The organism is Mesorhizobium sp. M1406, assembly GCF_040317555.1.
Taxonomy (GTDB): Bacteria; Pseudomonadota; Alphaproteobacteria; order Rhizobiales; family Rhizobiaceae; genus Mesorhizobium.
The window spans coordinates 1-26,830 of sequence record NZ_JAMYKW010000006.1 but is presented as its reverse complement, the minus strand read 5'-3'; the positions used below and the strand labels follow the sequence as shown (position 1 = coordinate 26,830).

General features: G+C 63.9%; 25 protein-coding genes. 13 read left to right on the top strand and 12 right to left on the bottom strand.

Going from position 1 to position 26,830, the window contains the following annotated elements; translation table 11 throughout:
• Nucleotides 1–55 precede the first annotated feature (55 nt).
• A complete protein-coding gene (locus NKH03_RS07855) occupies nt 56–1,156 on the top strand; it encodes an FAD-binding oxidoreductase (RefSeq protein WP_352967943.1) in 1,101 nt (366 codons plus the stop codon).
• Between the two features lie 16 nt (nt 1,157–1,172).
• Here the strand turns inward: NKH03_RS07855 and NKH03_RS07850 are convergent, their stop codons facing one another.
• The 8 genes from NKH03_RS07850 to NKH03_RS07815 all read right to left on the bottom strand — a co-directional run bounded on the left by NKH03_RS07850 (nt 1,173) and on the right by NKH03_RS07815 (nt 7,977).
• Entirely contained in the window at nt 1,173–1,577 is a 405-nt protein-coding gene (locus NKH03_RS07850; protein ID WP_352967941.1) for a type II toxin-antitoxin system VapC family toxin, read from the bottom strand.
• Entirely contained in the window at nt 1,574–1,807 is a 234-nt protein-coding gene (locus tag NKH03_RS07845; protein WP_352869337.1) for an AbrB/MazE/SpoVT family DNA-binding domain-containing protein, read from the bottom strand. The genes NKH03_RS07850 and NKH03_RS07845 overlap by 4 nt, the downstream gene beginning before the upstream one ends.
• Before the next feature lie 130 nt (nt 1,808–1,937).
• The gene (locus NKH03_RS07840) at nt 1,938–2,684 is read right to left on the bottom strand and encodes an FAD-binding oxidoreductase (RefSeq protein ID WP_352967939.1); all 747 of its coding nucleotides are present in this window, start codon (nt 2,682–2,684) and stop codon (nt 1,938–1,940) included.
• Nucleotides 2,681–3,292 carry a molybdopterin-dependent oxidoreductase gene (locus NKH03_RS07835; protein ID WP_352869341.1) on the bottom strand — a complete coding sequence of 204 codons (612 nt, stop codon included), beginning with the start codon at nt 3,290–3,292 and terminating at the stop codon, nt 2,681–2,683. Before NKH03_RS07835 ends, NKH03_RS07840 begins: the two co-directional genes overlap by 4 nt.
• 142 nt (nt 3,293–3,434) lie before the next feature.
• A complete protein-coding gene (locus NKH03_RS07830; protein WP_352967938.1) occupies nt 3,435–4,958 on the bottom strand; it encodes a DegQ family serine endoprotease in 1,524 nt (507 codons plus the stop codon).
• Between the two features lie 262 nt (nt 4,959–5,220).
• Entirely contained in the window at nt 5,221–5,940 is a 720-nt protein-coding gene (locus NKH03_RS07825; RefSeq protein ID WP_352967937.1) for an MBL fold metallo-hydrolase, read from the bottom strand.
• 16 nt (nt 5,941–5,956) lie between these two features.
• Nucleotides 5,957–7,123, bottom strand: a complete 1,167-nt coding sequence (locus NKH03_RS07820) for a diphosphate--fructose-6-phosphate 1-phosphotransferase (protein ID WP_352869345.1) — start codon at nt 7,121–7,123, stop codon at nt 5,957–5,959.
• A gap of 86 nt (nt 7,124–7,209) precedes the next feature.
• Complete coding sequence (locus tag NKH03_RS07815; protein ID WP_352869347.1) at nt 7,210–7,977, bottom strand: L,D-transpeptidase; 768 nt, start codon at nt 7,975–7,977, stop codon at nt 7,210–7,212.
• A gap of 216 nt (nt 7,978–8,193) precedes the next feature.
• On the opposite strand from NKH03_RS07815, the gene NKH03_RS07810 reads away from it, so the two are divergent.
• The 3 genes from NKH03_RS07810 to xylB all read left to right on the top strand — a co-directional run bounded on the left by NKH03_RS07810 (nt 8,194) and on the right by xylB (nt 12,076).
• On the top strand, nt 8,194–8,817 hold the full coding sequence (locus NKH03_RS07810) for a LysE family translocator (protein WP_199646081.1): 624 nt from the start codon (nt 8,194–8,196) through the stop codon (nt 8,815–8,817).
• 399 nt (nt 8,818–9,216) lie between these two features.
• Nucleotides 9,217–10,539 (top strand): tetratricopeptide repeat protein, encoded by a 1,323-nt coding sequence (locus tag NKH03_RS07805; protein ID WP_352967935.1) that lies wholly within the window; start codon nt 9,217–9,219, stop codon nt 10,537–10,539.
• An 82-nt stretch (nt 10,540–10,621) separates the two neighbouring features.
• Nucleotides 10,622–12,076 carry a xylulokinase gene (gene xylB / locus NKH03_RS07800; RefSeq protein WP_352967933.1) on the top strand — a complete coding sequence of 485 codons (1,455 nt, stop codon included), beginning with the start codon at nt 10,622–10,624 and terminating at the stop codon, nt 12,074–12,076.
• Between the two features lie 197 nt (nt 12,077–12,273).
• On the opposite strand, the gene NKH03_RS07795 is transcribed toward xylB, so the two are convergent.
• Nucleotides 12,274–12,636, bottom strand: coding sequence for a nuclear transport factor 2 family protein (locus NKH03_RS07795; protein ID WP_352869353.1), 363 nt, complete (start codon nt 12,634–12,636; stop codon nt 12,274–12,276).
• Nucleotides 12,637–12,768: 132 nt separating this feature from the next.
• Between NKH03_RS07795 and xylA the strand changes: the two genes are divergently transcribed.
• On the top strand, nt 12,769–14,094 hold the full coding sequence (gene xylA / locus NKH03_RS07790; RefSeq protein ID WP_352967931.1) for a xylose isomerase: 1,326 nt from the start codon (nt 12,769–12,771) through the stop codon (nt 14,092–14,094).
• A gap of 396 nt (nt 14,095–14,490) precedes the next feature.
• Nucleotides 14,491–14,700, top strand: a complete 210-nt coding sequence (locus NKH03_RS07785; RefSeq protein WP_352869357.1) for a hypothetical protein — start codon at nt 14,491–14,493, stop codon at nt 14,698–14,700.
• A 62-nt stretch (nt 14,701–14,762) separates the two neighbouring features.
• Here NKH03_RS07785 and NKH03_RS07780 read toward each other — a convergent pair whose 3' ends face one another.
• Nucleotides 14,763–15,743 carry a GlxA family transcriptional regulator gene (locus NKH03_RS07780; RefSeq protein WP_352869359.1) on the bottom strand — a complete coding sequence of 327 codons (981 nt, stop codon included), beginning with the start codon at nt 15,741–15,743 and terminating at the stop codon, nt 14,763–14,765.
• Between the two features lie 135 nt (nt 15,744–15,878).
• Here NKH03_RS07780 and bcoG point away from each other — a divergent pair, with 135 nt between their 5' ends.
• From bcoG to NKH03_RS07745, 7 genes are all read left to right on the top strand, one after another.
• Nucleotides 15,879–16,796, top strand: a complete 918-nt coding sequence (gene bcoG, locus NKH03_RS07775) for a 3-dehydrocarnitine:acetyl-CoA trimethylamine transferase BcoG (protein ID WP_023810589.1) — start codon at nt 15,879–15,881, stop codon at nt 16,794–16,796.
• A gap of 80 nt (nt 16,797–16,876) precedes the next feature.
• A complete protein-coding gene (locus NKH03_RS07770) occupies nt 16,877–17,506 on the top strand; it encodes an HD domain-containing protein (RefSeq protein ID WP_352869361.1) in 630 nt (209 codons plus the stop codon).
• Nucleotides 17,503–18,606, top strand: coding sequence for a carnitine 3-dehydrogenase (locus NKH03_RS07765; RefSeq protein WP_352967929.1), 1,104 nt, complete (start codon nt 17,503–17,505; stop codon nt 18,604–18,606). Before NKH03_RS07770 ends, NKH03_RS07765 begins: the two co-directional genes overlap by 4 nt.
• A 4-nt stretch (nt 18,607–18,610) precedes the next feature.
• On the top strand, nt 18,611–19,774 hold the full coding sequence (locus tag NKH03_RS07760) for an acyl-CoA dehydrogenase family protein (protein WP_352880018.1): 1,164 nt from the start codon (nt 18,611–18,613) through the stop codon (nt 19,772–19,774).
• Nucleotides 19,775–19,837: 63 nt separating this feature from the next.
• Nucleotides 19,838–21,916: an acetate--CoA ligase family protein gene (locus NKH03_RS07755; protein WP_352967927.1), complete on the top strand. Its 2,079-nt coding sequence runs from the start codon at nt 19,838–19,840 to the stop codon at nt 21,914–21,916.
• On the top strand, nt 21,909–22,691 hold the full coding sequence (locus tag NKH03_RS07750) for a carnitinyl-CoA dehydratase (RefSeq protein WP_352967925.1): 783 nt from the start codon (nt 21,909–21,911) through the stop codon (nt 22,689–22,691). Before NKH03_RS07755 ends, NKH03_RS07750 begins: the two co-directional genes overlap by 8 nt.
• A 199-nt stretch (nt 22,692–22,890) precedes the next feature.
• Nucleotides 22,891–23,829 (top strand): alpha/beta hydrolase, encoded by a 939-nt coding sequence (locus tag NKH03_RS07745; protein ID WP_352967923.1) that lies wholly within the window; start codon nt 22,891–22,893, stop codon nt 23,827–23,829.
• A 28-nt stretch (nt 23,830–23,857) separates the two neighbouring features.
• Here NKH03_RS07745 and NKH03_RS07740 read toward each other — a convergent pair whose 3' ends face one another.
• Together NKH03_RS07740 and NKH03_RS07735 are read right to left on the bottom strand one after the other, a co-directional pair.
• Nucleotides 23,858–25,516: an FAD-binding dehydrogenase gene (locus tag NKH03_RS07740; RefSeq protein ID WP_352967921.1), complete on the bottom strand. Its 1,659-nt coding sequence runs from the start codon at nt 25,514–25,516 to the stop codon at nt 23,858–23,860.
• Nucleotides 25,517–25,550: 34 nt separating this feature from the next.
• Nucleotides 25,551–26,537, bottom strand: coding sequence for a Gfo/Idh/MocA family protein (locus tag NKH03_RS07735; RefSeq protein WP_352880028.1), 987 nt, complete (start codon nt 26,535–26,537; stop codon nt 25,551–25,553).
• Nucleotides 26,538–26,830 lie beyond the last annotated feature (293 nt).

Here is a 26,830-nt window from a genome sequence, read left to right as displayed (position 1 = left end):
TGCGCAGCGGCTTTGGGATCATGCACAAAACAAAAGGGACAAGAGGATGAATGCGATGACGGATCTTGGCCTCTATCGCCATCTCGACCAGATGACGCCCTGGAACGACAGGCTGCAGGTGCTGGAAGTGATCGGCGTCAGCGACGAAGCACCTGACGTAAAGACCTTCACCTTCCGCTCCGACAACCAGACCTGGTTTCGCTACAAGCCGGGCCAGTTCGTGACGCTGGAACTGCCGACAGCCGACGGGCCGCTGATGCGCACCTACACGCTGTCGTCCTCGCCATCGCGGCCGTTCTCTATCGCGGTGACAGTGAAGGCGCAGGCGGGCAGCACAGGCACGCGCTGGATGTTCGACCATCTGGCGCCGGGCTCGCACGTCAAGGCCTATGGGCCGACAGGTGACTTTTCGCTGCACAGCCACCCGGCGGCCAAGTATCTGTTCATCTCCGCCGGTTCCGGTGTGACGCCGATGATGTCGATGCTGCGCTGGCTGAACGACTGCGCGCCATGGACCGATGTCGGCTTCGTCAACTGCGCGCGCCGTCCGGAAGAGATCATCTTCCGCAAGGAACTCGAACTGCTCGGCAGCCGTATGCCCGGCCTGTCGCTCGGCTTCATGATCGAGGAGCGGTCGAGCCGCGAGGGCTGGTTCGGCCATATGGGCCGCATCGACGCCATTCGGCTGCCATTGCTGGCGCCCGATTTCCGCGATCGCGAAATCTTCTGCTGCGGCCCCGATCCCTTCATGCGCGCCGTGCGCGGCATGCTGGAGGCAACGGGCTTCGACATGACGAAATACCATCAGGAGAGCTTTGCGGCGCCTGTGGTGGAAGAAATCCTGGCGCCGTTCACGTCGCCTGCGGAAGACGGCGCCGCCGTTGTCGCCGAAGCCGTGACACCGATCCGGTTCGCGCTTTCGGATGTCGACGCCGAATGCGTCGCCGGCCAAACCGTGCTGCAGACCGCGCGGGCTTCAGGTGTGAGGATTCCCGCCGCATGCGAGTTTGGCCTGTGCGGCACCTGCAAAGTGAAGAAGGTCGCGGGCGACGTCGAGATGAGCCACAATGGCGGCATCCTCGACCACGAGATCGACGACGGCTTTATCCTCGCCTGTTGCTCAAAACCGCTTTCGGCGCTCGAAATCGAGGCGTGACCGGCGGTTGGTGCCATCAGGGGCCTGGAGTGATCAGCCTCAAGGATGGGAAATAGGTCCGGTAGCGGCCGACATCACGGGTCAGGAGCGGAAGCCGAGCGACAGCGGCATGGGCGCCAATAAAGAAGTCGGGCAACACGCCAATCCTGGATCCTCCTGATCGGCGGTATTGTGTGAACACCTTTCCGGCCAGGAAAAGGGCGGCTCTCGGCATCGGAGCCATTTCGAGACCGGCCGCGTCCAGAAACGTCTCGAGATCCTCGATGCGAGTGTACCGAACAGCAAGCTCGGCATAGACCGCATCATTGATCAACAATGGCCCATCGAGGCTTACTGCCTCTAGCTGTGCAACCGACCAGTCCGCCCAGGTCGGATCATCCGTAACGAGGTCGAGCAGAACGTTGGTGTCGACCAGCGTCACGCTTCGCCACGCGTCAGCGCCATGATCGCGTCGGTCGTGAGCCCCTCGCCGGCATGGCCGCGCAACTTGGCGAAGCGGCTCGCAGGCGGCTTTTTGTCAACGCGAGCCAGCACCACGCTGCCATCGGCGGCGCGTCGGAAATCGACCCTGCTGCCCGGGACGATCCCCAGGAGATCGCGGACCGGTTTGGGAATGGTCACTTGTCCCTTTGCCGTAACGGTGGTGGCCATCTTCATCCTCTGGTAATACCATGTTTCGATAAGGTATTACCTTGCAGGTCGGATTTCAATGCTTGAAGCATCGAGTCCTCGGCCGAACTGTCAGTGCCAAGACGACATGCGTTGGGAAGGCAACGTCCGTTCAGACTCCGTAGCGTTCGGTGCGAATGTTTCCCGCTGCAACGCCGGCATCAATCAGCGCCTGGGCGGCGACCGACACGAAAGCGTTGGAGCCGCAGACAAAGGCGAGACCAGGCGGCTCGGGCAGCCGCGCCATTGCTTGCGCCATCATCGCGACGTCCACTCGCCGCGCATAATCGGCCGGGCGCCGCGCGGCTTCGCGCGTCAGTGTCAGCACAAGGTCGAAGCCGTCCCTGCGGTCGTCGAGGCCGATCAGTTCGTCGCGAAAGATCACTTCGTCCCAGATCCGGGCTGAAGAGACCAGGATGACGGGCACCTTCGAATTACGCGCGGCGCGATGGCGGACCATCGACATCAAGGGCACGACACCGGAGCCGCCGCCGACCAGCACAAGCGGGCCACTCTCATCTTGCGGCCAGATGAAATGCCCGCCGAGCGGCCCACGCAGTTCGATTTCGTCACCAATCGCCGCGACCTCGTGGAAGAATGGCGAGACCTCGCCATCGTCGAGCTTCTCGATCGCCAGTTCGATCACGCTGCCAATCTCGGGCGCGGAGGCGATGGAATAGGAGCGGCGCGCCTGGTAGCCGTCCGGCGCCGTCAGCCTGATATCGACATGCTGCCCGGCGCGATAGGCAAACGGCCGCGATGGCCGGAAAAAGAAGCTGGTGACCCGCGGCGTGCGCTTTTCGATACGGACGATCCCGGCCGTCTGCCAGGGCGATTGCACTGCTGCCGCATCGCTCATGGATCGCCCGTATAGCGCTGTTCGCGCCATGGATCGCCATGGATGTGATAGCCGCGCAATTCCCAGAAACCGGGTTCGTCGCGCGTCGTGAACTGCAGGCCGTTCAGCCATTTGGCCGACTTCCAGAAATAGAGATGCGGAACGAGCAGTCTTGCCGGGCCGCCGTGATCCGGCGTGATTGGCTTGCCTTCATAGAGCAGCGCCACCATGGCCTTGCCGGCGGTGAGATCCTTTACCGGCACATTGGTGGTGTAACCATCGAACGCGTGCGCCAGCGTGAAGCCGGTCGGCGGCTCCAAACCCGCGTCTGCAAGGATATCGTCGACCAGCACGCCCTGCCACGGCGTGTCGAACTTGGTCCATGCGGTCACGCAATGGATGTCGCGCGTCATCTTGGTCAGCGGCAGCACGTTGAATTCGGCCCAGTTCCATTTCTTGATCGGCCGTGGCCCATGCTTCAGCGTGAAAGACCAATCCTCGGTGCGCACACGTGGCGTCGGACCGGCCGACAAGACCGGAAAACCCTGTTCGAGATATTGGCCGGGCGGTATGCGCGCATCGCCATCGGCTGGCGGGCGCCGTCCTGAAGAGAAACCTCGGGTGACCATCGCGGCAATTCCTCTGCACCAGGCATCCGTCAGCCCGCCGCAGTTTTCTCGATGATGCCGCCGCGGGCAACCGAAATCTTGACGGACAAGGGCGGCAGTTCCGAAGAGCCTACCGCCTTTGCACTCAGTTCAGCGCCTCGCGTCAGCCATTGGCGAACGGCACCGCGACATAGATCTGACCTCCGTCGCGTTCGACCAGCAACAGCACCGACTTCTTGCCGGACTTGCCGGCCTGGGCGATCGCCTGGGTGACCTGCCTGGCGCTCTTCACCGGCACCTGATTGACGGCGACGATGATGTCGCCGGCCTGGATTCCGGAAGCCGCGGCAGCCTTGTCGGGATTGACGCTGGCAACCACCGCGCCGTGCTGATTGTGGGCGAGATTCATCTGCTCGCGAATCTCAGGGGTGATGTCCATCAGGCCAAGCCCGATCGCCGGGGAGCCTTGCCCGACGCCAGGCGCGCCGGACCCGTCGTCCAGCGACGCGGTCTTCACGTCGTCGGTGTTGCGCCCGATATCGACGGAAATATCCACGGCCTTGCCATTGCGCCAGATGTTCAGGGTCTCCCTGGCGCCAGGCGTGACATCGGCGACCGCCCGCGACAGGTCCTTGGGATCCTTCACATCCTGTCCGGCAAAGCTGGTGATGACGTCGCCGGCCTCGACTCCGGCCCTGGCGGCCGGCGAGCCGTCATTGACCCGCGAAACCAGCGCGCCGGCGGGATGATCGAGGCCGATTGCGCTCGCCACATCCGCCGTCACCGGCTGGATCTCGACGCCGAGGTAGCCATACTGGATCGAGCCGTCCTTCATCAGCTTGGCGACAACCTTCTGGGCCTGGTCGGACGGGATGGCGAAGCCAACGCCGACGCTGCCGCCATTGGGCGAATAGATCGCCGCGTTGATGCCGACGACATTGCCGGCGACATCGACTAGCGGTCCGCCGGAATTTCCATGATTGATCGGGGCGTCGATCTGGATGAAGTCGTCGAACGGGCCACTGTGCAAATCCCGGCCGCGGGCCGAAACGATGCCTGCGGTGACGGTGGTGCCGATGCCGAACGGGTTGCCGAAGGCCAATACCTGGTCGCCTGGCATGAGCTTGTCGGAATCACCCCATTTGACAGTCGGCAGGGGTTTGTCCGACTTGACCTTGAGGACGGCGAGATCGTTCTTGGCATCGCGGCCGACCAGCTTGGCGGGGAGTTCGGTGCCGTCATCGAGCGCAACCTTGATCGAGGAGGCACCATCGATGACGTGATTGTTGGTGACGATGATACCATCCGCGCCCACGATGAAGCCGGAACCCAGCGCTTCGGCACGCTGCGGTTGCTGTTGTGGCGGTGTCTTGGGCATCGGCATGCCCTGGTCACCGAAGAACTGACGAAAATAGTCGTCGAAAGGCGAGCCGCCGTCGAAGGGAGAGACATCGCTCGTCGTTCCAGGCTCTGCCTTCATGACGGTGGTGATCGTTACCACTGCCGGCTTGTCGGCCGCCACGATGGGGGCGAACGAGCCGTTGGGAGCGGTGAGGCCGGCGACAGGTGTCTGGGTCGTCGGAACAGTGTTACCTTCGCTTTGAGCGAAAGACATGACGAAAGGAGATATGATCAGCGCAGCGCCCAGCAAGGCCGCGACGCGATGTCTGCGAATTATGTCTGACATGGTCGTTTGTCCGGGCGAGAGTTGATCGGTCGCCGTGGAGGTCTCCTTGTGGGGAAACCGGCCATTCGGCGTGTCGAACGTCGCGAATGCCCGTCTCGCCTGGCATGGCAGCCGACCGGATCGACAGCTCTGCATCTAGGACGTGGATTGGCCCGATTTAGGGTTTTCGGGCAACCTTACGAAGATTTAATTTCCGTATGACGGCTGGTCACGATGTCGTCAGGCGCCGCGCCAGTCCGGTGTTCCCTGTCCCGCCGGGGCATCAGATCCCGCCGGTTCGCCCTAGATACGCGGTGGCGATGTCGTGCATGCGCTTGCTGTCGAAGCTCGAACCGTGGCCGCCATGGCCGATGCGGATCGGCAGGTCGAGCAGGCGCTGCATCGTACTGATATAGGCCGTTCGGTCCGAATCGGGCAGATCGTCGATCAGCGTGTCGTCGTAGATGGCGTCGCCGCTGAAGAACAGACCGTCGGCCTCGTCGAACAGCGCGATCGAATCCGGCGAATGGCCAGGCAGATGCAGCACACGGAATTGCCGGTCGCCGAGATCGACGATGTCGCCCTCGTCCAGGGTTCGCGTCAGCGGCGCGGGCGGGATCTTGTAGTCGGCAGCCTTCCAGCCCGGCACCGGCACTTTCGAAACGGCGGCTTCGAGATCACGGAACATGTAAGCGTAGGTCGCCGCCTCATCCATGCTCTCGAACTGTTCCGCGCTGTGCCTTGGCCCTGCTCGCCACGGAAATTCGTGCAGCGAGCCGACATGGTCGAGATGAATGTGGGTGGCGACGACCAGCAGCGGCTTGCCGTCGGGCGTGTCGATCTCAGGCGCCAGCGGACGGATGCCCATGCCGGTATCGACCAGAAGGTCGGCGTCGCGGCCGCGCAGATGCCAGATGTTGGCACGCAGGTACTCATGCACGAACGGTTCGGTCAGCATCGTCATCTTGTCGTCGATGATGCTTTTGCTGAACCACTCCGGCATCAGCTGTGACCCAGCATCAGACGAAGGGCTTTCCGACCTTGTATTTTTCCGGAACCAGCCGCTTGAGATAAGCCATACCGGCATCGGACAGTTGATTGACATCGGGCTTCATGAAATCGTCCGGCATGTGGCGGGTCTTGCCGGCGACGTTCTTCAGTGGCACCTTCTTCAGCACCGTTTTGGTGCCGTCATACTGCAGCGCCACCGAGCCGCCGCCCTGTTCGGCGACGGCAACCGCGAAGGCGCCGGCATCGAAAGCCTCCCGCGCGTCAACCGCGCTAATGGCGCCGATATAGCCGCGCGGCATGTAGCCGAGCGCGTCGACGCGGGCGCGCTTGCCGGGCAGGCCTTCGGCCAGTGCGCGCTCGAGTGCGGCCGGCAGATCGCTGCCCGACAGCTTGACGTTGCCATGCGCGTCGCGCTCGAGCTTGTCCGGCGGCACCAGGCTTTCGACCAGCGCCTTGCCATCGGCGGTGCCGACACCTTCCGAAACGGCGACGATGCAGCGTTTGTGGCGATCGAGCGTGGCGCGCACGTCGTCGATGAAACCGGCGGCCGAGAAGGGGCGCTCGGGCACATAGACCAGGTGCGGGCCGCTGTCGGGGTCGAGCTGCCATGCCGCGGCGGCCGCGGTCAGGAAGCCGGCATGCCGACCCATGACGATGCCGACATAGATGCCGGGCAGGGCGCGAAAATCGAGGTCGACGGACAGGAAGGCGCCAGCGACGAACTCGGCCGCCGAAATGAAGCCCGGCGTGTGGTCGTTCTCCTCGAGGTCATTGTCGATGGTCTTCGGCGCGTGGACGAAGGCGATCGTGCCGCCTGCGGCATCGGTCAGGATCTGCTGCGTGCCCGACGTGTCGTTGCCGCCGATATAGATGAAGGCGTCGGCGCCCACCTTCTTCAATCCGTTGAGGATGACGTCACAATAGGCGGCATCCGGTTTGTCGCGCGTCGAGCCAAGGGCTGCACTGGGCGTTCCGGCAATCAGCCGCAGCCGGTCCTCGGGAATCGCGGAAAGGTCGACATAGTTGCCGTCACGGATACCGCGCACGCCGTGGATGGAACCGAGGACCTTGGCACCGGGATGCCGCTTGCGGATCTCCAGCGTCGCCCCGACGACCGTCTGGTTGATGACGGCGGTTGGGCCGCCGCCCTGCGCGATGACAAAAGTTCCGGCCATTCCTGACGTCTCCCGAGCGATGAATTTGCAGGCACATTCGCCTGTCTTTTGCTATCGCGCAACGGAAGAGTGGAGCGGGTGACGTGTCAGACGACCACCACCGGGTTTTTCTTGGAGACGCGGCTGTAGAGGTCGATGATGTCCTGGTTGATCAGGCGCACGCAACCCGACGACATCGCCTGGCCGATGCTCGCCCATTCGGGCGAACCGTGGATGCGATAGCCGGTGTCCTTGCCGTCCTGGTAGATGTAGAGGGCGCGCGCGCCGAGCGGGTTGGTCAGGCCGCCGGGCTGGCCGGCCTGCCATTTCACCAGTTCCGGCTTGCGGACGATCATTTCGGGCGGCGGCGTCCAGGTCGGCCATTCCCTGCCGTACTGGATGTTGGCGCGGCCGGACCAGCGGAAGCCGTCCTTGCCGATGCCGACGCCGTAGCGGATGGCATCGCCACCCGGCTGGACGAGATAGAGCATGCGCTCCTGCAGGTGGACGACGATGGTGCCGGGCGCCTCGCCTGTCGTGTCGACGACGATCTGGCGGCGGAATTCCGGCTTGACCTTCAAATAGGGCACTTCCGGCACGTTAAAGCCGCCGTCGGTCAGCGCCGCATACATGACGCCGGGGCTGGTGATGTTCTTGTCGACGCTGATCGCGGGCCGCATCGGCGGCACCGAACCGGTGGTGACGCCGTCGAGCTCGAGCGCCGGCAGGCCGCCACCCGAGGTCGAGCAACCGGCGGCGCCGAGCAGTGCGAGCGCCCCTGCCCCCGACAGGATGGCGCGGCGGGAAAGATGATGATCGATTTCGATTGCGTCGCCATTTCGCGGCGGCGTCAGACCCTGCGGCAACTCACCCATATACCCAAACCCTACGCTGTCGGCGGGAAGCACGGTCCGGCCGGATAGCAGGCATTTTCATCATTCATGGTTGATAAAGCGTGAAGACACCTTGCTCAGCCTGCGTTTGCGGCGCGAACTGACACCGGTCCGCCGTTGGCGAATTAGGGAATCGCCTCTTTACATTCTTCCGGACCCAAGGATTTATCCTCTTCTTTACGCTCAACGGAGACGAGCATGTCCTTCGAAAACTGGGCCGCCTTCGCCGCCGCATCGACGATCCTTCTCATCATTCCGGGCCCAACCATCCTTCTGGTCGTGTCCTACGCGCTGGGCCAGGGTTGGCGCACCGCATTGCCGATGGCCGTCGGGGTGGCGCTTGGCGACTTCACCGCGATGACCTTGTCGATGCTGGGCATCGGCGCGCTGCTGGCCGCCTCGGCGACCGTCTTCACCATCCTGAAGCTGATCGGCGCCGGCTATCTGATCTATCTCGGCGTGAAACTGTTTCGTGCCGGCGGCACGCTGAAAGCCGAACCGCGCACCGATGCGGTGTCGTCGGCCAAGATGATGGCGCATGCCTGGCTGGTCACCGCGCTCAACCCGAAAAGCATCACCTTCTTTGTTGCCTTCCTGCCGCAGTTCCTCGACCGGCACGCCGATTTCTGGACGCAGATGCTGATCTTCGAGACGACCTTCCTGGCGCTCGCCTTCGCCAATGCCTTCGGCTATGCGCTGATCGCGGCACGCGCACGCAACGTCGTGCGCAATCCCAAGGCGATCCGCATCTTCAATCGCACCGGCGGCACGCTGCTGGTCGGCGCCGGCATCGCCACGGTGGCGATGCGTTCGGGTAACTGAGGTAGGGGTTGGATTCGTTCATCGCGCAGCGCCAACTTCGGCGGTCAGCGAAAACAGCCGTGGCAAACCGGCATCACCTGAATATCAGCACACCTTCGCCTCACCATTTCACGCTGAAGCCGAAATTGCCTTCGAGGATACGGCGTTTGTCGCCGCCAGGATTGGTGGTGTAGTCGCCGGTGGCGAAGATGCTGACCTTGTCCGTCACCTTGGCGATCACGCCTCGGTCTGCCGCCCGAGTCGCCGCTATCGCAGGTGTAAACGGTGTTCCCGGCGGATGGATCCAGCACGCATGCGGCAAACGCAGCGCGCGTGGTTGGCGTGTCCGTGGCCCATGCTTTAGGATCGCCTTGGGCCGAAGGATCGAGGGCCTGTCACGGGTCGATGAAAGGACATCGCATGGCAATCAGGGACGTATTCGGCCTGACGCTTTCGGGTGCAACGGAGGCGGGAGTCACGCCCTACAGCCAGGCAGTGCGTCAACTGCAGTGCTTCATCGGCGATCCCGTGGCGTCCATCGACCGCGCCATCGCGGAAGATCCGGGCTTTGTCATGGCGCATGTCTTCAAGGGCTATCTGTTCGGCCTTGCGACCGAGCGGGAGGCGACGGCCGTGGCCAAGGCGTGCCATGAGACGGCACTGCCGCTTGCCGCGACCGCGCGCGAGCAGGCGCATGTCTCGGCTCTCGGTCATCTCGCCAACGGGCGTTGGCATCAAGCCAGCCGCGGTCTTGAGGATATCACCATCGAGACCCCGCGCGACGGGGTGGCGCTGCAGGTCGGCCACCAGATCGATTTCTTCACCGGCAATGCCCGCATGCTGCGCGACCGCATCGCCCGTGCCCTGCCGTCCTGGCAAAGCGGCATGCCCGGCTATCACGCCATGCTCGGCATGCAGGCCTTCGGGCTGGAGGAAATGGGTGACTATATCAGGGCCGAACAGCTTGGCCGCTCGGCAGTCGACATGGAGCCGCGAGACGGCTGGGCGCAGCATGCCGTCGCCCATGTCATGGAAATGCAAAGCCGGCAAAGGGATGGCATCGCCTGGATGCGCGCCAACCCTGAGGCGTGGACAAGGGAGAGCTTCCTGCAGGTGCACAATTGGTGGCACCTGGCGCTGTTCCATTATGATCTCGGTGAAACGGACGAAGTGCTGGCGCTCTATGACGGCCCCATCTACAGCGTGCAATCGACGATGGCGCTCAACATGGTCGATGCGTCGGCAATCCTGTGGCGGCTTTATCTTGGCTGCATCGATGTCGGCGACCGCTGGACGGCAATCGCCGCAAACTGGCGCAACGCCGGCGCCGGCAATTATGCCTTCAACGATGCCCACGCGATGATGGCGTTTGTCGGCGCCGGGCTCGAAGCCCCGGCTCGGACCCTGCTCGACACGCAGCGCGAGGCCATGCATGGCAACGACGACAATGCGGATTTCACTAGGGATGTCGGCCATCCCCTCACGCTCGCCATCAAGGCATTCGGTGAGGGCAGCTATGCCGAGACCGTACGCCTGATCCGGCCGATCCGGGCGATCGCCCACCGTTTCGGCGGCAGCCACGCCCAACGCGACGTCATCGACCTGACACTGATCGAGGCGGCCCTGCGCGCCGGTGAGGGTGCGCTTGCCCGGGCGCTGACGGCAGAACGGTCGATGGCGCGACCCGACAGTCCGCTGTCGGCGCTGCTTTCCCGGCGTGCCGCCGATTTGTCAGAGAATTGACCCGCGACCGATCTTGTCTTAGAAACTGACCAAGCCATATTATTTCGGGACCCGAAAAAATTAATGGCAAGGGGAGGAAACCATGTATCTCGGCCTCGATCTCGGGACATCGGGCGTCAAGGCGCTGCTCATCGATGCCGGGCAAACCGTCATCGGTTCCGGCCATGCGTCGATCGACGTGTCGCGGCCGCATCCAGGCTGGTCGGAACAGAACCCCGACGACTGGATCCGCGCTTGCGAAGAGGCGATTGCCGATCTCAAGGCCAGGCATCCCGGGGAGTTCGCCGCGGTCAAGGGTATCGGCCTGTCCGGCCACATGCATGGCGCAACGCTGCTCGATGCCTCCGACAAGGTGCTGCGCCCCTGCATCCTGTGGAACGATACGCGCAGCCATGCCGAGGCCGCCGTCCTCGACGCCGATCCGCGCTTCCGCGCGCTGACCGGCAACATCGTCTTTCCCGGTTTCACGGCGCCCAAGCTTGCCTGGGTTAAGAACAACGAGCCCGCAGTCTTCGCCAAGGTCGCGAAAGTGCTGCTGCCCAAGGATTTCCTGCGGCTCTGGCTTACGGGCGAACACATTTCGGAAATGTCGGATTCCGCCGGCACGTCATGGCTCGATGTCGGCAAGCGCCGCTGGAGTGCGGAACTGCTCGCTGCGACATCGCTCGATGAAAAGCAGATGCCGTCGCTGGTCGAGGGTACGGAGAAGGCAGGCGCGCTGCGTGTCGAACTGGCCTCGAAATGGGGCGTCCAGGCCGGCATTCCGATCGCCGGCGGTGCCGGTGACAATGCGGCCTCTGCCTGCGGCATGGGCACGGTCGGCGCCGGCCACGCCTTCGTCTCGCTCGGCACATCGGGCGTGCTGTTTGCCGCCAACGCGTCCTACCTGCCCAACCCGGCAAGTGCCGTGCATACCTTCTGCCACGCGCTTCCGAACACCTGGCACCAGATGGGCGTCATCCTGTCGGCAACCGATTCGCTGAACTGGCTGTCCGAAATCACCGGCAAAGCCGCCGGCGAACTGACCGCCGAACTCGGCGACACATTGAAGACACCCAGCGGCGTGTCCTTCCTGCCTTATCTCTCGGGTGAGCGCACACCCCACAATGATTCCGCCATTCGCGGCGCGTTCACCGGGCTGGCGCACGAATCGAGCCGTGCCGTGCTGACGCAGGCCGTGCTGGAGGGCGTCGCCTTTGCCTTCCGCGACAGCCTCGAAGCCCTGGCCAAGGCCGGCACGACCTTGACGCGGGTGACGGCGATCGGCGGCGGTTCGCGCTCGCGCTACTGGCTGAAGGCGATTGCCACCGCGCTTCAACTGCCCGTCGACATTCCCGCCGACGGCGACTTCGGCGCCGCCTTTGGCGCCGCGCGGCTCGGCCTGATCGCGGCGACGGGTGCCGATCCGCTGGCTGTGTGCACGGCGCCCAGCACGGATGCTACCGTTGAACCGGACGCTGCGCTCGCTGGGGCGTATGCGGATGCGTATCAGCGCTACCGGTCGCTCTACCCGGCAATCAGGGGCGTGACCGCGTGAATGAGCGCGAGGCACCCCCCTCTGCCCTGCCGGGCATCTCCCCCGCAAGGGGGGAGATTAGCAGCGTTGGCGGGTATGCCAGTCCTGCAAGGTGGATGATTGGCGGTGGCGCGGACGCCAACCAATCTCCCCCCTTGCGGGGGAGATGGCCGGCAGGCCAGAGGGGGGTGCTTCACGCCCGCCTCCCCCAGAAGTCCTCACTGCGCCGGGACCTTGTCGAGAAAACCGGTGACGCTCTTCAGGCGGCCGTTCTCGATGACGCCGATATCGGTGCCTTCGATCACCGAAGGCGTCCCCTCGGGTCCGAGATTCCACGAGAAGCGTATCTTGTCGGCAAAACCGTCCGGCGTGCCCTTCAGCGAAAAGCGAAACCCGGCAAAGCGCTGCTGCACGCCGCCGATCAGAGCCGCGATGCCCTCATGGCCGTCGCCCTGCATGAGCGGATCGCGATAGCTGACGTCTTCGGTGAAGGTCGCCTTGAGCAAGTCGGCCCGGCGCTCGGCATCGCTTTCGTTCCAGGCGGTGATGTAGTTTTGGGCGATCTTGTTGAGGTCGGTCATGGTCTGTCTCCTTTGTTTGACGGTTCTGACACGAGCCTTTTCGACCAGCGGACGAACGAAACCAATTACGCCTGAGGTAATCAAGGCGAATTACCTGACGTAATCAGGTCGAACTATTCGAGAGGAAAAAACATGAGCAGCGGATTTTTCGGCGACATCAAGAAGATCAAATATGAGGGGCCGGATTCGACCAATCCGCTGGCCTACCGGTTCTACAATCCCGACGAGGTCGTCGCCGGCAAGCGGCTGGAAGACCATCTGCGCTTCGCCGTCGCCTACTGGCATTCCTTTGCCTGGCCGGGCGGCGATCCATTCGGCGGCCAGACCTTCGACCGGCCGTGGTTTCCCAAGGCCGGCGGCACCGACACGATGGAACTGGCGAAACTGAAAGCAGATGTCGCCTTCGAGATGTTCTCGCTGCTCGGTGCGCCCTATTTCTGCTTCCACGACGCCGATGTACGGCCGGAAGGCAAGGATTTTTCCGAAAGTGCGGCCCGCCTCGACGAGATCGCCGACTACTTCGCCGGAAAGATGAAGCAGACCGGCGTCAAGCTTTTGTGGGGCACGGCCAATTTGTTCTCCAATCGCCGCTTCATGTCGGGCGCCGCCACCAATCCCGATCCGGATGTCTTTGCCTATGCGGCGGCGACGGTGAAAAGCTGCATTGACGTCACCAAGCGGCTGAAGGGCGAGAACTACGTGCTGTGGGGCGGGCGCGAGGGCTACGAGACGCTGCTCAACACCGACCTTGCCCGCGAGCAGGAGCAGGCCGGCCGCTTCCTCAGCCTCGTCGTCGACTACAAGCACAAGATCGGCTTCAAGGGCACCATCCTGATCGAGCCGAAGCCGCAGGAGCCGACCAAGCACCAGTACGATTACGATGTCGCCACCGTCTACGGCTTCCTCAAGCGCTTCGGGCTGGAGAAAGAGGTCAAGCTCAACATCGAGCAGGGCCACGCCATCCTGGCCGGTCATTCCTTCGAGCACGAGCTGGCGCTGGCCAATGCGCTCGGCGTCTTTGGCTCGATCGACATGAACCGCAACGACTACCAGTCGGGCTGGGACACCGACCAGTTCCCCAACAACGTGCCTGAAATGGCACTGGCCTACTACCAGGTCCTGCAGGCCGGCGGTTTCAAGACCGGCGGCACCAATTTCGACGCCAAGCTGCGCCGCCAGTCGCTCGATCCGCAGGATCTGCTGATCGGTCATATCGGCGGCATGGATTCCTGCGCACGCGGCCTCAAGGCGGCGGCCCGGATGGTCGAGGACAAGGCGCTGTCCGCACCGCTGGCCGAACGCTATGCCGGCTGGAACACGGCCGAGGGCAAGGCGATGCTGTCCGGCAAGCGCACGCTGGAAGATATCGCCGAGCGCGTCGTCAAGAAGAAGATCGAGCCGCAGCCAAGGTCGGGCCGCCAGGAACTGCTGGAAAACATCGTCAACCGGTACGTGTGAAGTCCGACCTCTGGACCGATATCCACCACGTCTGACTGAAAGCCGCGGCAATCGCTTCCTGCTAGAGAAATTCCAGGAAAAGTGTGAAGCGGTTTTCCGTCCGGAATTGCGTCAAAACAAAGCGTTAGATCGGTAATGCTCTAGTCAGCCCTTTTCGCGACAGGCAGCCGAGGACCACATAGATCCTCGGCTGCCTGCTGTTCGAAAAGCGGCTTTAGATCTGTCCTTGACCTGGCCTGCCCGGACGCGGGAACAAACTTTGCGCAAGGACGGGTGCGACGACACGGTTTTGCCCTTTGGCGCCCTTCAATGACCTCGCTCTTGCCTTCAAACTGCCGTCACGTATCTCGTATAAGACCGGCTCGTGGCGGGAGAGGAAGAAGGAGGCGACCCGATATGCAGAACGAACGTGAAATCGACGCCCTGCTCTCAGCGGGCGAGGCCGGATCGATCATCGACAGGCTGATGGCAATGCCGCATCCGAAGGATGGCACACACCGCTCGAACGAATGGGACCGCGCCGTGGCCAGCCGCTTCGAGACCCATCTTGCCAGACAGATGCGCTCGCAAATCGACAGCGGCAGCGATCACCAGGACGCTGCCTGATCTTTCCGATTTTGTGCATGTCATTGTCCCAAAACCGAAATACACTTTTGGGTGACATGCACTCAGCCCCGGCGCAGCCTGACCGGCGCTTCGCCGAAAGCCCGTGAAAAAGCCCTCGAAAACGCCGCGGCGGACGAAAATCCGGTCCGCCCGGCAATATCGGCCATCGCCACCCTGGTGTCGACCACCAGCCTGCGGGCAGCACCGAGGCGCAGCCTGAGATAATAGGCGCCTGGCGTCTCGCCGATCGACTTGCGAAAGATGCTTTCCAGCGTACGTGCCGTCACCCCGGCGCGTTTTGCCACCGCTTCTATGGTGAGCGGCTGGTCGACATGCGATTCCATAAGCCGAATGGCTTGCGCCAGCCGCGGATCGTAGCCGTCGAGCCGGCCGAGCGAGACCAGCGGCTGGGCGTCGGTCGCGGCACGCGCCTGGTCGTAGATGAAGACGCTGGCGACATCGAGCGCGACGGCCATGCCGAGCCGCGTGCGAATCAAATGCAGCATAAGGTCGAAGGTCGGCGACGCGCCGCCCGACGTGAACACCGGCCCGTCGATGACATAGCGGTCCGGGCGCACGTCGACGCCGGGGAAGGCCGAGGAAAAATCCTCCATGTCCTCCCAGTGGGTGGTGGCGCTGCGCCCTTCCAGCAAGCCGGCGCGCGCCACCAGCCAGGTGCCGGCTTCAACGCCGCCGCAAGCGCGCGCCGTCCGCGCCGCCCTGCGCAGGCCTGACAACAGAGCCGACGTCGCATAATTCTGGGTGCCGAAGCCGGCGACGACGACAAGAACGTCGGTTGGCTCGCCCGCATCGAAGCGGCCACTGACCGCCACCGGCAGGCCGCATGTGGTGACCGGAGCCTCGCCGGTCACCGAGACTAGCCTGAAATCGAACAGGGTCTCGCCGGAAATACGGTTGGCGGCGCGCAGCGGATCGACGGCCGACGCCACGCACATAATCGATGAGCCGGAAAACACCAGCAGCGTCACCTTGAGCGGAGAGCGCTCGGCGCAAAAGATCGTCGGTTTTTCGCCTTTCGTCATGGAAGCTTCGTAAAACGCAAAACAGTTTTCGGCAAGTCGGGCATTGTGGGTCAGCTCTTGTGCATGTCGTCATCCCAAAACCGGTTCCCACTTTTGGGCGACATGCATGGCTTGTTCTATTCGGAGGAGAGTTCCATGCCGCTTGCGATGAACCGTGAGGTTTTCATTACCTGTGCCGTGACCGGGTCCGGCGGCTCGCAGGATCGCAGCCCGCACGTGCCGCGCTCGCCCAAGCAGATCGCCGATTCGGCCATCGATGCGGCCAAGGCGGGCGCTGCGATCGTCCACTGTCATGTGCGCGACCCCGAAACCGGCAAGCCCAGGCGCGACGTGCATCTCTATCGCGAAGTGACCGAGCGTATTCGCGCGGCGGAAGTCGACGTCATCTTGAACCTGACCGCCGGCATGGGCGGCGACATGGTGTTCGGCTCGCCGGAAGCGCCGCTGCCGCTCAACGAAAAAGGCACCGACATGGGCGGCGCCACCAACCGCATGGAACACGTGCGTCAGTGCCTGCCGGAAATCTGCACGCTCGACTGCGGCACCATGAATTTCGCCGAGGCCGACTATGTGATGACCAATACGCCCGGCATGCTGCGCGCCATGGGCGGCATGATGACGGCGCTCGGCGTCAAGCCGGAGATCGAGGCCTTCGACACCGGCCATTTGTGGTTCGCCAAGCAGCTGGTCGAGGAAAAGGTGCTCAATCCCGACGCGCTCGTACAGCTCTGCATGGGCGTGCCCTGGGGCGCGCCCGACGATCTCAACACCTTCATGGCCATGGTCAACAATGTGCCGTCGACCTGGAACTGGTCGGCCTTCGCCATCGGCCGCAACCAGATGGCCTATGCCGCCGCCGCCGTGCTGGCCGGCGGCAATGTCCGGGTCGGCCTGGAAGACAATCTGTGGCTCGACAAGGGCGTGCTGGCGACCAATGCACAACTGGTCGAACGCGCCGCCAGCATCGTCACCAATCTCGGCGCCAGGATTCTTGGGCCGGAAGAGGTCCGGCAGAAGCTCAACCTCACCAAGCGGGCGCCGATCGCGGCATAAGCATGATCCCGAAAAGTGGGAACCGGTTTTCGGATAAGATCATGCTCAAACAGGAAGGTTCATTCGCCGGGAGGGTCGGCATGACTACCGTCAAATTCACCGCGATGAAGGATGGCGACCGGGACGACTACGATTTCCTGACCGCGCATGAGATCGACTATGCGGCCAGGACCGGCGAGCGGCTGCTCGACGCGCTGGTCCAGCTCGACGAGGGCCTGTCGGGTTACAAGATCACCCGGCTCGGCCATTCGCTGCAGGCGGCGACGCGCGCCTGGCGTGACGGCGCCGACACCGACTGGATCGCCTGTGCCTTGCTGCACGACATCGGCGACATCTACGCGCCCTACAATCACGACGAATATGCTGCTTCGATCCTGAAACCCTTCGTGCGCGAACAATGCACCTGGGTGGTGGAGAAGCATGGCGACTTCCAGCGGCTCTACTATGCCCATCATCTGGGCGGCAACCGCCATGCGCGCGATCGCTTCGCCGGCCACGCCTATTTCGACGATTGCGATCAGTTTTGCGAACGCTGGGACCAGTCGAGCTTCGACCCCGACTATGACACCCTGCCGATCGACTTCTTCCGGCCCTTCGTGCTCGAGGTGTTTGCCCGCAAGGCCTACGACGCCTCCGTGGTCCGCGCCGGCGAGCGCGTGCCTCTCATCGACCTTACAACAGCCAAGACAAGAACCGGAGCCTCCGCATGAGCATTATCAACAAGGCAGCCGCCATCGGTGGCGGCGTCATCGGCGCCGGCTGGGTGGCGCGCCTGCTGCTCAACGGCATCGACGTGTCGATCTTCGATCCCGATCCCGAGGCATCGCGTAAGGTCGGCGAAGTGATGAAGGGCGCGCGCCGCGCCTACAAGCAGATGGTGCCCGGCGGACTGCCCAAGGAGGGCAAGCTGACCTTCGCCAAGACCATCGCCGAGGCGGTTGCCGATGCCGATTTCATTCAGGAAAGCGTGCCCGAGCGGCTCGACCTGAAACACCGCGTGCTGGCCGAGATCGACGCCCACGCGCCGGCCAACGCCATTGTCGGCTCCTCGACCTCCGGCATCAAGCCGACCGACATGCAGGTGGCGATGAAGAAGCATCCGGAGCGACTGGTCGTCGGCCATCCGTTCAACCCGGTCTATCTCCTGCCGCTGGTCGAGATCGTCGGCGGCGAGCAGACCTTTCCCGAGGCGATCGAGGTTGCCAAGGAAATGTATGCCTCGATCGGCATGAAGCCTGTCGTCATCCGCAAGGAGATCGAGGCCTTTGTCGGCGACCGTCTGCTCGAAGCGGCATGGCGCGAGGCGTTGTGGCTGATCAAGGACGGCATCTGCACCGTCGAGGAACTCGACGACATCATGCGCTACGGCTTTGGCCTGCGCTGGGCGCAGATGGGCATGTTCCAGGTCTATCGCGTCGCCGGCGGCGAGGCCGGCATGCGCCACTTCATGGCGCAGTTCGGGCCGTGCCTGAAATGGCCATGGACCAAGCTGATGGACGTGCCAGAATTCAACGACGAGCTGGTCGAGCTGATCGCCACGCAGTCGGACGACCAGGCGCATGGGCTGTCGATCCGCGAGCTCGAAAAGATCCGCGACGACAACCTGGTCGCCATCATGGAGGCGCTGTCGAAGCAGAACAAAGGCAAGGGCTGGGGCGCCGGCGCCCTGCACAAGGACTATACCAAACAACTGGCCAAGCTGGCGGCGAAGAAGCCTACGGCCTCCAAGGCCGCCGAGAAAGCCAAGGCGTTGAAGCCGGTGAAGAAAGCCGAAAACCCGAAGAAAAAGACCGGCAAGAAGAAAGGCTGAGAGCATGGATTTCGGGCTGTCGGAGGAACAGAAGCTCATCGTCGAGACGACGAAGGCGTTCGTCGAGAACGAGCTTTACCCGCATGAGCGCGAGGTCGAGCGCACCGGCGTGCTGCGCCGCGAGCTGATCGAGGAAATCAAGGCCAAGGCGATCGAGGCCGGGCTCTATGCCGCCAACATGCCGGCCGATGTCGGCGGCGCGGGCCTGGATACGGTGACATGGCTGCTCTACGAGAAGGAACTCGGCCGCGCCAATTATGCGCTGCACTGGACCTGCGTGGCGCGGCCCTCCAACATCCTCCTGGCCGGTACGCCCGAGCAGCGCGAGAAGTACCTGTTCCCTTGTATCCGTGGCGAGAAATGGGACTGCCTGGCGATGACCGAGCCGGGCGCCGGCTCCGATCTGCGCGGCATGAAGGCGACCGCCGTGCAGGATGGCGACGACTGGGTGCTGAACGGCACCAAGCATTTCATCAGCCACGCCGATCTGGCCGACTTCGCCATCGTCTTCATGGCCTCGGGCGAGGAAGAGTCGGCGCGCGGCAAACGCAAGAAGATCACCGCGTTCTTCGTCGACAAGGGCACCAAAGGCTTCACCGTTCGTGACGGCTATCGCAACGTCTCGCATCGCGGCTACACCAACGCCATCCTCGAATTCGATGACTGCCGGCTTCCCGCAAGCCAGGTGTTGGGCGAAGTCCACAAAGGGTTCGACGTCGCCAATTCATGGCTCGGCGCCACGCGCCTGCAGGTCGGCGCCACCTGTCTCGGCCGTGCCGAGCGGGCGCTTGGCCATGCCGTCGAATACGCCGCGCAGCGCCAGCAGTTCGGCCAGCAGATCGGCAAGTTCCAGGGCGTGTCGTTCAAGCTCGCCGACATGGCGACCGAACTGAAGGCCGCCGACCTGATGGTGTTCGAAGCCGGCTGGAAGTACGATCAAGGCACCGTCACCGATCAGGACATGGCCATGGCCAAGCTGAAGGCCACCGAGATGCTCGCCTTCGTCGCCGATGAGGCGATCCAGATCCATGGCGGCATGGGGCTGATGGACGACCTGCCGCTGGAGCGCATCTGGCGCGACGCCCGCGTCGAGCGCATCTGGGAAGGCACTTCGGAGATACAGCGACATATTATTTCGCGGGCGCTGCTGCGTCCGTTCGGGGCTTAGAGCATGATCCCCAAAGCCGGAGTTCGGCATGGGAGAAGATGATGCTCAAACGAAAAGATGACCATGCATAAACTCGAACGTCTTTTGCGCCCCAGATCGATTGCCGTCTTCGGCGGCGCGCAGGCCGCGGCCGTCGTCGCGCAATCGATCAAGATGGGCTTTTCCGGCGAGATCTGGCCGGTGCATCCGACCAAGGATGAGGTCGCCGGCCGCAAGGCCTACCGTTCGGTGGCCGACCTGCCGGGCGCGCCGGATGCCGCCTTTGTCGGCGTCAACCGGCATTTGACGATCGAAGTGGTCAAGGCGCTGGCCGAGCGCGGTGCCGGCGGCGCCGTCTGCTTTGCCGCCGGCTTCCTCGAGACCGAAGCCTACGACGACGACGGCGAGCGGCTGCAGGCCGAGCTGGTCGCGGCGGCGGGCCAAATGCCGATCATCGGGCCGAATTGCTACGGCCTGATCAACTATGCCGACGGCGCGCTTCTGTGGCCCGACCAGCATGGCGGCATCCGACTGGCCGAGGGCGGCAAGGGCGTCGCCATCATCACCCAGTCGTCCAACATCGCCATCAACATGACGATGCAGAAGCGCGGCCTGCCGATCGCCTTTCTGATGACCGCCGGCAACCAGGCGCAGACGGGCCTGTCGGAAATGGCGCTCGGCCTGATCGAGGACGAGCGGGTCACTTCGCTTGGCCTGCACATCGAGGCCTTCGATTCCGTAGCCGGCTTCGAACGGCTGGCGGCGAGGGCCCGCGAGCTGAAGAAGCCGATCATCGCCATGAAGGTCGGCCGTTCCGAACAGGCGCGGCAGGCGACCGTCTCGCACACCGCCTCGCTCGCCGGCTCGGACGCGGCCTCGGGCGCTTTCCTGAGGCGGCTCGGCATTGCGCGCGTCGATTCGATCCCCGCCTTCATCGAGGCGCTGAAGCTGCTGCACATCACCGGACCTTTGCCCGGTTATAGGCTGTCGTCGATGAGCTGCTCCGGCGGCGAGGCCTCCGTCATGGCCGACAGTGCCGAAGGCCGCTGGGTCAATTTCCCGATGCTCAGCGACACCCACCGCGCCCATGTCAAATCGACACTCGGGCCGCTCGTCGCGGTGGCCAATCCGCTCGACTATCACACCTTCATCTGGAACAACGAGCCGGCGATGACCGCCACCTTCACCGCCATGGTGTCGGGCGGCTTCGACCTCAACATGCTGGTGCTCGACTTCCCGCGCCCCGACCGCTGCTCGGTCACCGACTGGTGGGCGACGCTGCGCGCCTTCGAATCGGCGCTGAAGACCAACAAGGCGCACGGCGCGATCGTCTCCTCGCTGCCGGAGAACCTGCCGGAGGAATATACCGCCGAGTTGATGTCACGCGGCATGGTGCCGTTGTTCGGCATTTCCGAAGCCATGGACGCCGCCCAGGCGGCGGCCTTCATCGGCTGGGCGTGGCACGAGCCGCAGGCACAGCCGATCGACACCTCCGCCTCCGGCGCGCCTGCCGGCGACCACGTCACCCCCGATGAGGCCGAGGCGAAATCCCGCCTCATCGAGGCCGGCCTGCCGGTGCCGAAAGGCGAACGCGCCGCCAATGCGGTCGAGGCGGTGATCTCGTCGATGGCGCTCGGCTTCCCGGTGGCGCTGAAGGCGCTGGGCGTCACCCACAAATCGGAGGTCGGCGCGGTGCGGCTCAACCTCAAAGACGCCGAGTCCGTCAGCACCGCGGCGCATGACCTCTTGCCGCTCGGCACCGGGCTCTATGTCGAGCGTATGGTGCGCGATGGTGTCGCCGAACTGATCGTTGGCTTCACCCGCGACCCGATGTTCGGCGCGGTGATGACGCTGGGCACAGGCGGTGTGCTGGTCGAGCTGCTGCGCGACAGCGTCACGCTGATGCTGCCGGCGACCCGCGACGACATCGAGGCGGCGTTGCGCGGCCTGAAGCTGTATCCGTTGCTCGAAGGCTATCGCGGCCGGCCGAAGGCCGATGTCGCGGCAGCCATCGACGCCATCTCGGGCATTGCCGCCTTCGTGCAGGAGAATGCCGGCGAGATCGAGGAACTCGACATCAACCCGCTGATCGTCTGCGCCGAGGGCAAGGGCGCCTGGATCGCCGACGCACTGCTGGTGCTGGGAGACAAGAAGAATGTCTGACGTCATCTCGACCCGCCGCGAGGGCACCATCCTCGAAGTCACGCTCGACCGGCCCAAGGCCAACGCCATCGACCTCAAGACCTCGCGGCTGATGGGCGAAACCTTCAAGGCGTTCCGCGACGATCCCAGCTTGCGCGTCGCCATCGTCAAGACCGCCGGCGACAAGTTCTTCTGCGCCGGCTGGGATCTCAAGGCCGCCGCCGGCGGCGACGCGGTCGACGGCGATTATGGCGTCGGCGGCTTTGCCGGGTTGCAGGAACTGCGCGATCTCAACAAGCCAGTCATCGCCTGCGTCAACGGCATGGCGGTGGGCGGCGGTTTCGAGCTGGCGCTGTCCTGCGACCTCATCTACGCCTCCGACCATTCCTCCTTCGCGCTGCCCGAGATCCGTGCCGGCACGCTGGCGGACGCGGCGACGATCAAGCTGCCGAAGCGCATTCCCTACCATGTCGCCATGGACCTGCTGCTCACCGGGCGCTGGATGGATGTCGCCGAGGCGCATCGCTGGGGCCTGGTCAACGAAGTGCTGCCCAAGGAAAAGCTCGAGGAGCGTGTGTGGGAGATCGCGCGGCTGCTCGCCAGCGGCCCGCCGCTGGTGTTTGCCGCGATCAAGGAAACGGCGCGTGTGGCCGAGGCGCTGACTTTCCAGGACGCGATGAACAAGGTGACGCGCCGGCAGCTGCCGACGGTCGATGCGCTCTACGGTTCGGAAGACAATATGGAAGGCTTTCGCGCGTTTGCGGAAAAGCGAGAGCCTGTATGGAAGGGGAAGTAGTGGTTTTTGCCGAGATGATGGCGTTCCGTCACACCCCCCTCTGTCCTGCCGGACATCTCCCCCGCAAGGGGGGAGATCGGATGTCGTTTCCGCTTTCGCTAACTGTCAACGCTGTGAGACGAGCGCCGCGATCAACGCTGCCAATCTCCCCCCTTGCGGGGGAGATGTCCGGCAGGACAGAGGGGGGTGCCTGGGCTCAATGACCGACTACAAAACCCTCATCGACGCCGAGACCTGGGCCTTCATCGAGCGGACCAATTCCTATTACCCGCCCGATACGATCGATCTCACGATCGCGCAGCAGCGCGAGATTTATGACCGCATGTGCCGCGAGTTCTTTGCCGGCTATCCCGACGGCGTCACGGTCGAAACGTCCGCCATTGCAACGCCCACCCACGACATTCCGATCCGCATCTACCGAAGCGCACGCCAAGCAGCGGTGACGGTGCTGTATTTCCATGGCGGCGGCTTCATCCTCGGCGGGCTGGACAGCCATGACGATGTCTGCGCCGAACTCTGCGCCCGCACCGGCTATGAGGTGATCTCGGTCGACTACCGGCTGGCGCCGGAACACCTGCATCCAGCGGCCTTCGACGATGTGATGAGCGCCTTCGAATGGGCCACCTCCACCCGCAACCACCCAATTCTGCTTTGCGGCGACAGTGCCGGCGGCAATCTTGCCGCTGCCGTCAGCCACGCGACACGCGGCCACGCGAAACGGCCGATCGGCCAGGTGCTGATCTATCCCGGCCTCGGCGGCGACCGGTCGAAGGGATCCTATCTCAGGCATGCCGAAGCGCCGATGCTGACCATGCGCGATCTTGAATTCTACAAGAACATCCGCACCGGCGGGCGAGACGGCACCGGCGATATCACGCAGTCGCCGCTTGCCGACGCCGATTTCGCCAACCTGCCGCCGACGGTGCTGATCACCGCGCAATGCGACCCCCTGTCGTCTGACGGCGAAGCCTACCGCGACCGCATCGTCGCGGCCGGCGGACGGGCTTACTGGTTCGAGGAACAGGGCCTGGTGCACGGCTATCTCAGAGCCCGGCACACGGTCGGTCGTGCCCGCGCGAGTTTTACCCGGATCATCGATGCGGCGGCCGCCCTCGGACAAGGCGCCTGGCTCTGGTGAGCGGATTTATCGTCTCGCGGTTTAGGCTTTATCGCACGGCCGCGGCCGCCGCCCGGCCGGCGCTCCGGCCGGAAAAGATGCAGCCGCCGAGGAAGGTGCCCTCAAGCGCCGCATAGCCATGCACTCCGCCGCCGCCGAACCCCGCGGCTTCGCCAACGGCGTAGAGCCCGGCGACCGGCTGGCCATCGGCACCCAGCACGCGGCTGTCGAGGTCCGTCTGCAGGCCACCCAGCGTCTTGCGGGTCAGGATGTTGAGGCGCACCGCGATCAGCGGACCATTTGCCGGATCGAGCATTTTGTGTGGCTTGGCCGTGCGAATCACCCGGTCACCGAGATAGGCGCGAGCGCCGCGTAACGCGGTGATCTGCATGTCCTTGGAGAACGGATTGTCGAGCTGCCGGTCGCGGGCGCGGATTTCGCGCTCGACCTGGGCCAGCTCCAGCAGCGGCTCGCCGCCGGCCAGCGCGTTCATGCGCGCGACCAGCGTCGGCAGATCCGCCTCGACAATAAAGTCCTCGCCCTTCTCCATGAAGGCTTTCACCGGACCCGGGATGCCCGAGGTGGCGCGGCCGAGCACCTGGCGCCAACTCTTGCCGGTCAAATCGGGATTCTGTTCGGAGCCCGACAGCGCGAACTCCTTCTGGATGATCTTCCTGGTCAGGATGAACCAGGAATAATCGAAGCCGGTGCTCATGATGTGGCTGAGCGTGCCCAGCGTGTCGAAGCCGGGATAGAGCGGCACCGGCAGCCGCTTGCCGCGCGCATCGAGCCACAGCGATGACGGGCCGGGCAATATCCGAATGGCATGGTCGGTCCAGATCGGCGCCCAGTTCTTGATGCCCTCGACATAATGCCACATGCGGTCGCGGTTGATGATCGAGCCGCCGGCCTGCTCGGTGATTGCCAGCATGCGGCCATCGACATGGTCGGGCACGCCGGTGATCATGCGCTTTGGTGCCGCGCCCAGTCGCTGCGGCCAGTTTTCCCGGACAAGCTGATGGTTGGCGCCAATGCCGCCGGAGGCGACGATCACAGCCTGCGCTCGGAATGCAAAATCGCCTGATATTTCGCGAGAACTCTTGTGACCGCGCTCGACAGCGCTCGGCTGCAGGATGTCGCCGCGCACGCCGTCGACGGTGGCACCCGTGCGGGTCAACTCGTTGACGCGGTGGCGGAATTTGAAGCTGATCAACCCTTGCTTCTGAGCTTCTCGCACGCGCTGGACGAAGGGTTCGAGCACACCGGGACCAGTACCCCAGGTGATATGGAAGCGCGGCACCGAATTGCCGTGGCCGATGGCATTGCCGCCGCCGCGCTCGGCCCAGCCGACGACGGGGAAGATTTTCAGGCCGCGCTGCAGGAGCCACGAGCGCTTCTCGCCGGCCGCGAAGCCGACATAGGCTTCCGCCCATTTGCGCGGCCAGAAATCCTCCGGCCGATCGAAAGCAGCGGTGCCCAGCCAGTCCTCCAGCGCCAGATCATGCGAATCGCGGATGCGCATGCGCCGCTGCTCGGGCGAATCGACAAGGAAAAGGCCACCGAACGACCAGAACGCCTGGCCGCCCAGCGACTGCTCCGTCTCCTGGTCGACGATGATGATTTTCTTGCCGGCCTCGGCAAGTTCGGCGGCGGCAACCAGCCCGGCAAGGCCGGCGCCGACAATGATCACGTCCGCATCGTCAGACATTTTCCCCTCCCCATTAGCCGGCTAAAGCAATGCGTTAGACGGTCTCCCAGCTATCCTTGCCGCCGGCGCGGAAGATGGCGTCGATGACCTTCTGGTTGAGCACGGATTCCTCCAGTGTGAAGACGCGCTCCTTGCCGCCCTGTGCCGCTCGCGCGAAGGTCTCGACCTCCAGCCGGTACTGCTGCGTGCCGGGAAAGCGGAATACCTGCGCCTCGGTGTGGTTCTGGTTGTGCAGTTCGACGCGGTGATGATCGTAGAGCCCGGCATTGAAGGGCGAGAACACCTCGATGAAACCCTTCTCGCCGTGGAACACCATGAACTGGCGCGCCGCCATCTGCGTCGACAGGTAGAACGACAGTTCGAAGTCGCCGAAATCGGCACGGATCGAGGAATAGATGTCGGTGCCGAATTTCTTGTCGCGCTCGATCGTCGCCTGCACGCGCAGCGGCTCCTTGCCGGTCGAAAAGCGCGTCGACACGGTCGGATAGACGCCGATGTCGGGCAGCGCGCCACCGCCGAGATCGAGCTTGTTGCGCATATTGTTGGGGTCGACATTGTAATAGGAGAACGCGCCCTGCACATGGCGCAGCCGGCCGATGGTGCCGCTGGCGATGAGATCGCGCACCTTGATCCATTGCGGGTGGTAGATGACCATGAAGGCTTCGCAGACCAGCACTTTTTTGGCGTCGCGCAGCTTGATCAGTGGGGCAATATCCTTGGCGTCGAGCGCCAGTGGTTTTTCGACCAGCACATGCTTGCCGGCTTCGATGGCCTTGGCCGTCCATTCGACATGCTGCGAGGTCGGCAGCGGGATGTAGACGCCGTCGATTTCGTTGGAGGCGAGAAGGTCCTCATAGGAGCCGAAGGCATGGCGGGCGCCGAAGCGCTCGGCCAGTGCCTTAGCCTTCGACAGGTCGCGGCTGGCGATCGCCGACAGCACGCCGTTCTCCGCCTCGACCATTGCAGGCAACAAATGCTCGCGGCCGATCTTGGCCGTGGACAACACACCCCATCGGAACATCAGGCTTCTCCATCACGATTACAGGCCACGAGGTTTGCCCGAAATCGCCGGAAAAGCCAATTGGAGACTGTCCATCGAAGCGCGCCTTCGTCATCCTCGGGCTTGACCCGAGGATCCTGTGTGTTGTTCCCATGCTATGTTTGAAGTGGGAAGGAGACCGAGAGGATCCTGGTCGTCCTTTCACAGGACAGGCCGCGGTATGGCTCGATCCCTTCCCACCGGTGAACCATCAACCTGAACAGTTGCACGGGGCTGTTAGCAGCAGACCCCGCACCACAGGAAGAGGCATGGAC